At 44.0% G+C, this 6,495-nt stretch carries 4 protein-coding genes and 1 riboswitch; of the genes, 3 read left to right on the forward strand and 1 reads right to left on the reverse strand.

The annotated features are described in order from the left end of the window. Positions 1-353: 353 nt before the first annotated feature. On the reverse strand, positions 354-1,400 hold the full coding sequence (locus tag EI161_RS12900) for a histidine kinase (RefSeq protein WP_225735387.1): 1,047 nt from the start codon (positions 1,398-1,400) through the stop codon (positions 354-356). A gap of 230 nt (positions 1,401-1,630) precedes the next feature. Between EI161_RS12900 and argH the strand changes: the two genes are divergently transcribed. The 3 genes from argH (at position 1,631) to thiC (ending at position 5,844) form a co-directional block, all read left to right on the forward strand. Beyond that, positions 1,631-3,004, forward strand: a complete 1,374-nt coding sequence (gene argH, locus EI161_RS12905) for an argininosuccinate lyase (protein ID WP_192529742.1) — start codon at positions 1,631-1,633, stop codon at positions 3,002-3,004. Between the two features lie 106 nt (positions 3,005-3,110). Next, positions 3,111-3,404 carry an oxidative damage protection protein gene (locus EI161_RS12910; protein ID WP_192524210.1) on the forward strand — a complete coding sequence of 98 codons (294 nt, stop codon included), beginning with the start codon at positions 3,111-3,113 and terminating at the stop codon, positions 3,402-3,404. Positions 3,405-3,508: 104 nt separating this feature from the next. Next, positions 3,509-3,625, forward strand: a riboswitch (TPP riboswitch). Between the two features lie 236 nt (positions 3,626-3,861). Continuing rightward, complete coding sequence (gene thiC / locus EI161_RS12915; RefSeq protein ID WP_225735388.1) at positions 3,862-5,844, forward strand: phosphomethylpyrimidine synthase ThiC; 1,983 nt, start codon at positions 3,862-3,864, stop codon at positions 5,842-5,844. The last annotated feature ends 651 nt before the right edge of the window (positions 5,845-6,495 follow it).

Genomic DNA, 6,495 nt, shown 5'->3' on the forward strand with positions numbered 1-6,495 from the left:
TAGGCTTAGATGTGTATAGTTCATGGTTGCAATCTCACTTTGGTCGGTGGATAAAAACTTTGATGCTAGCGCATCTAGGTCTTTTTTTCACCTCACATTTGGTATTGCACTTCATGTGTTAATCTAAGTTATTAAATGCAGCGATAACTAACTGTATCCACGCCTGCAACGAAAGGTATATTCACTGTCATGGTCTTGATACCATACCTTTATTTGGCCACGTCTATTTAAGGTCTCTCTTTTATAGTCAATCATGGCCAAATATGACACAAATAATCATAGAGGGCATGGTGTAATGAATATACTGCAATAAATATGCCACGCTTATATATTTAACGAAAGCGTAGCAAATATTATACACCAACGTCTTGGAGCGGATAGTCGATGATGGTAACAATCTGAGTACTGCTTACCGTACTTTGAATATCAGCACTTTGACCAAAATAAGAGCGTAAACGCTCCGCTTGGATATTAAAATTCATGTGCTTGCGCAAATCATGGTTAACAATTAAGGTTTTTTTGGGCAGTTCGACATCAATCGTAATCGTAACTCGATGCTGCTGCCACGTCACATTGATATTGATAGATATCATTTCAGTGGTCATCTCAACCACGTTAAGCAGCATTTTTTCGATCACACTTTGTAATGTCAGCGCGGTAATAACCATGTCATACATAATGTCTTCATTGGGCAATTGCCAGCTCACATCAAGCTTGTCTGCCAAACGGCTAGATTCGATGGCCAAATAATGCTCGCAAAGGGCAACCTCTTCTTCAAAGCTAATCTCACGCGCGCCCATGAAACTGGCACGGAATAGTGCAGAAACGTGTTGTAATAACTCAGCAGCACGGGATGGATTGGTTTCAATTAGTGACATTAAGGTATTAATGGTATTAAAGAAAAAATGCGGTGCAATACGAGCTTTAATCACATCGTTTTGTGCGATTAATTTGTTCTCAAACGATTGCTTCAGTGCATTCATTTCACGATAACGACGTAGGAAGAATAGCAAAGCCGCAACGGTAAACCCCGCGGTAATCAGCGTATGAAATACAATCGCTGAAATAAGAAAATAAAAACTTTGATTAAACCAGCCAAAGTTCATCATAATCAGTAAGACTAAAGTGATGGTTACGGCTGTAGCGGTTGTTAATATTAGCAGAACATACAAGCTAACCGTCGTTATGGACAGGCGCTTAAAGACAGGGCGAAGATAGTCAATTAAATAAAAGGAAGGTATCAGTGCGAGTGAGGTTTGAACGAATCTCGCTATAAACTTGATCATAAACTGTGTTTGATTCGGTACGCTATGGCGATCAATAATCGCCACAAATAGCGACCAAAAAAAGATCGCAAGCAACCATTGCCAAGGTTTCATGATCTCCATGAGCTTGGGCATAAAAAACTCTAAGCGCTCCGCTAGTAAGGCAACCTCATCCTTTGCTATACTTGAGTTCTTATTCTGCTGACTTGTCTTGTAATGATATGAATGCCAATTCTTCAAACCCTAGTAATCCCGAATCAAATGTAAACGCCTCTGTCTCTGATTCTAGCACAGATGCCTCAATAACAAATAACGCTGCACAAAACAGCCCTAGAAGCAGTCCTTCAAACAGCCAAGGCCAGCAGATGTGGGGCGGACGTTTTAGCGAAGCGACGGATAGCTTTGTCGCCGCCTTTACCGCATCCGTGGGCTTCGACCAACGCTTTGCCCGTCACGATATTCAAGGCTCGATTGCTCACGCGACCATGCTCAAAGAATGCGATATCTTAACCGCTGATGACGTTGCGACCATTATCGATGGTCTCGAGCAAGTATTGGCTGAGATTGAAGCGGGTGAATTCAACTGGTCCATCCAGCTTGAAGACGTGCATATGAACGTCGAATCGCGCTTGACCGATATAGTCGGCGCGGTGGGCAAAAAGCTGCATACCGGTCGTAGCCGTAACGATCAAGTCGCGACCGACATCCGTCTTTGGTTGCGTGAAGAAACCGACAATATCATTGCATTGCTGGTACGCTTGCAAAGTGGCTTGCTCGATTTAGCCGAGCAACATACTGATACCATTATGCCGGGCTTTACCCATTTGCAAACCGCACAACCAGTCAGTTTCGGTCACCATGTCATGGCATGGTTTGAGATGCTGTATCGCGATACTGAACGTCTGGTTGATGCGCGTCGCCGTATCAATCAATTACCTCTCGGTAGTGCTGCCCTTGCTGGTACGACCTTCCCGATTGACCGTACCATTACCGCTGAACTGTTAGGGTTCGAAGGTATTTGCCAAAACTCACTCGATGCCGTCTCCGACCGTGACTTTGCGATCGAATTCACCTCAGCGGCATCTATTTTGATGATGCATATGTCACGCATGAGCGAAGAGATCATTCTTTGGATGTCGGCGCAGTTTAACTTTGTGCAAATCCCCGATCGCTTCTGTACCGGCTCATCGATCATGCCGCAAAAGAAAAACCCTGATGTGCCAGAGTTGGTGCGTGGTAAAGCGGCTCGCGTCTTTGGGCAGTTAATGACGCTATTAAGTCTAATGAAAAGCCAGCCGCTTGCTTATAATAAAGACAACCAAGAAGACAAAGAGCCATTGTTTGACTGCGTTGATACCTTGACCGGTTCGCTTCTAGCGTTTGCGGATATGCTACCGAATATCACCCCCAATAAAGAAAATATGCGCGCTGCGACTATGAAAGGCTATGCGACCGCGACTGATTTGGCCGATTATTTAGTACGCAATGGGGTGGCTTTCCGCGATGCTCATGAAGTGGTCGGTAACGCTGTCGCCTTAGGTATTAAAGAAGGCGTTGATTTGAGTGATTTGTCACTGGCACAGCTACAGCAATTTAGCGATGCGATTGGCGAAGACGTATTCGAGTATCTAACATTAGAAGGCTCATTAGCAGCGCGTGACCATTTAGGTGGTACAGCGCCTAATCAAGTGAAGCAAGCGGTAGTTAACGGTCGTGCGCGCTTAAAAGTTTTTGCTTAATTTTAAAATACCAATCTTTAAAACACCCGCCATCGCTGCGGGTGTTTTTTATGGATGAATGCGTTAAGATAAGGCATCTATTTATACTTATAATAAGGAACGTATCATGACCGAGACTTTTAATCCTCAAGCCAATACCGTATTTTGCCGCAAATATAAACAAGAACTGCCAAAAATGCCACATCCACCCTTCCCTAATAAAAAAGGGCAAGAGCTACAAGAAACCGTCTCTGACAAAGCATGGAAAGAATGGCTTGAGCAGCAAACCATGCTGATTAACGAAAACCATCTCAGTATGCTCGATCCTGAAGCCAAAAAATTCTTAACCGAGCAACGCGATAAGTTTTTGGATAACGAAGACTATGAACGCGCGCAAGGCTGGACGCCAGAGAATAAATAAAGGCGATAGATTAGTATTTATAATCATCCTTATTTTTGTCTATATGAATAATTAGCATTAGCCGTGGGCTGCTAATTTTGTTAGTATCAAGATGATTTACAACACTGACAGACTCGGGGTGCGGTGTATAAGTGGCTAAAAGCCATTGTACATTCGCTGAGAGATCACCCGCCGAACCTGATGCGGTTAGTACCGACGCAGGGAAGTCTTAAGACTATGTTATATCTGTACAAAGGGCGCGCAGAAATGCCTTTTTATGGTTGCCAGCACCCATCAGCGTTTTAGTGCGGTATGGTGATTTATAAGAAATTGCACCGAGTAATCCTTTACAAACGACTGATTAAATTTAATTTGATGACTCATTTGTTTGGCGATTACATTTGTCCGTATAACATAGTCTTACCCCGCAGCTACTGGCGGTGTTGCTTTTATTCAAAACAACACGCTAGGACAGCATATGACTATTTTACAAGTAACCACCCCCACCAAAAAAACCTCCAAAGCAGACGCGCTAAAAACCCCCGCCCATCGTAGCGAAACCGACGCTCGTTTTGAAGAGGATGCGCGCGACTTACACCGTATTTTGCCTGCTTCACGCAAAGTCTATATCGAAGGCTCACGACCTGATATTCAAGTGCCCATGCGCGAAATCACCCTTGACCCTACCCCTATTCAAAACGTCTCTGAAAATGAGTGGGAACAAAACCCACCATTCTATGTTTATGACACCTCTGGCGTTTATACCGCCCCCAATGCCAGCATTGACTTGACCAAAGGCTTACCAAAATTGCGCGAAGGCTGGATTAAAGAGCGCGGCGATAGCGAACAACTAAGTGGCTTATCAAGCTCATACGGACAAGCACGCGCCCGTGATATCAGCACTGCTAACTTGCGCTTTGCTCATATCGATAAGCCGCGCCGCGCCAAAGCTGTAGATGGCAAAGCTGGCAATGTGACTCAGCTTCACTATGCTCGTCGCGGCATTATCACTCCTGAGATGGAGTTTATCGCCATTCGCGAGACCCAAAAGCAGCACGAACTGACTGATATGCGCCAACACGATGGGGAGAATTTTGGCGCTAACACACCAATTATTATTACTCCTGAATTTGTGCGTTCTGAGGTCGCCGCTGGGCGCGCGATTATCCCCAATAATATTAACCATCCAGAATCTGAGCCGATGATTATCGGGCGTAATTTCTTAGTAAAAATCAACGCCAACATCGGTAACTCGGCGCTTGGTTCTTCCATCGATGAAGAAGTATCAAAGATGACATGGGCGACGCGCTGGGGTGCAGATAATATTATGGATTTATCGACGGGCAATCATATCCATGAAACCCGCGAATGGTTAATTCGAAATTCACCTGTGCCGATTGGTACCGTCCCCATTTATCAAGCGTTAGAGAAAGTCGATGGCGTAGCAGAGGATTTAACGTGGGAGATTTTCCGCGATACGCTCATCGAACAAGCCGAGCAAGGCGTTGATTACTTCACCATCCACGCTGGTGTACTTTTGCGTTATGTGCCGCTGACTGCTGGACGCTTGACTGGTATCGTCTCACGTGGCGGATCTATCATGGCGCAATGGTGCATGTTTCATAATAAAGAGAGCTTTTTATATACCCACTTTGAAAATATCTGTGAAATCATGAAGCAATACGATGTGGCCTTTAGCTTAGGCGATGGCTTGCGTCCGGGTTGTTTGCAAGACGCCAATGACGAAGCACAATTTGGAGAATTGCGTACCCTTGGTGAACTGACTAAACTGGCTTGGAAGCATGATGTACAAGTGATGATTGAAGGTCCCGGGCATGTGGCGATGAACCGTATTAAAGAGAATATGGACTTGCAATTAGAAGTCTGTGCCGATGCACCTTTTTATACCTTAGGACCATTAACCACCGACATCGCACCCGGTTACGACCATATTACTAGCGCGATTGGTGCAGCGATGATTGGCTGGTTTGGCACGGCGATGCTCTGCTATGTCACACCTAAAGAACATTTAGGACTGCCAAATAAAAAAGACGTCAAAGATGGTATCATCACTTATAAAATCGCCGCCCATGCTGCTGATTTGGCAAAAGGTCATCCCGGCGCTCAAGCGCGAGATAATGCGTTATCCAAAGCCCGTTTCGAGTTCCGTTGGGACGATCAATTTAATCTGGCGCTTGATCCTGATACCGCGCGCGAATTCCATGACGAAACCTTGCCCAAAGACGCGCACAAGACGGCGCACTTTTGCTCGATGTGTGGACCGAAGTTCTGTTCAATGAAAATCACACAAAATGTTCGTGAATATGCGGCGGGTTTAGATGCTAAAGAAGGCAGTGCCATTGCTATCGATGCTATGGGCGCCGCAGACATCCAACAAGGTATGGATGAGATGACACAAAAACATCATGCCACGGGCAGTCAGTTGTATAAAGAGGTTTGATTGTTTGATATCTAATGCTTAAGCTTAAATCTAGTCGCTAGGTTTAAGCTTTTTTTACGTCTATTTTTGAGTCTCGTGGAAAAACTCTTTTAAGGAATAAATCGCACAGTTTCATAATGAGTAAATAAAAAGGCAAAGTTAGCGGATAACCAAAAATAATAATAAAAATGGTATAACCATGATACCTACTGGCATGCTCGCCTAGTAACCAGTCTATAAAGTAAATTTTATAGAAAACCATCATCAATGCTATGAAAGGCACAATGAACACTCCCAACCAAAGGATTATTTTTGCTTGTTTAGAACGCCTTTTATGACTCAAGCGCAATGATCTATAATGCATAAAACCAAGTAATACTATCGATACTAAAAATACTACTCTTCCATCTAAATCAATCAGCCATTGAGCCAAAGAACTTGGTGGCTGTCGGTAAGATATTTCTAAAACATCGTTAGGAATATGATCTTAGATTAACACATGAAGTGCAATACCAAATGTGAGGTGAAAAAAAGACCTAGATGCGCTAGCATCAAAGTTTTTATCCACCGACCAAAGTGAGATTGCAACCATGAACTATACACATCTAAGCCTAGGTGAACGATACCAGATTTATGCCCTTAAAGGGGCAAAACATAGTATTAAATTTATAG

It is taken from the genome of Psychrobacter sp. FME5, from assembly GCF_014861375.1.
Taxonomy (GTDB): domain Bacteria; phylum Pseudomonadota; class Gammaproteobacteria; order Pseudomonadales; family Moraxellaceae; genus Psychrobacter.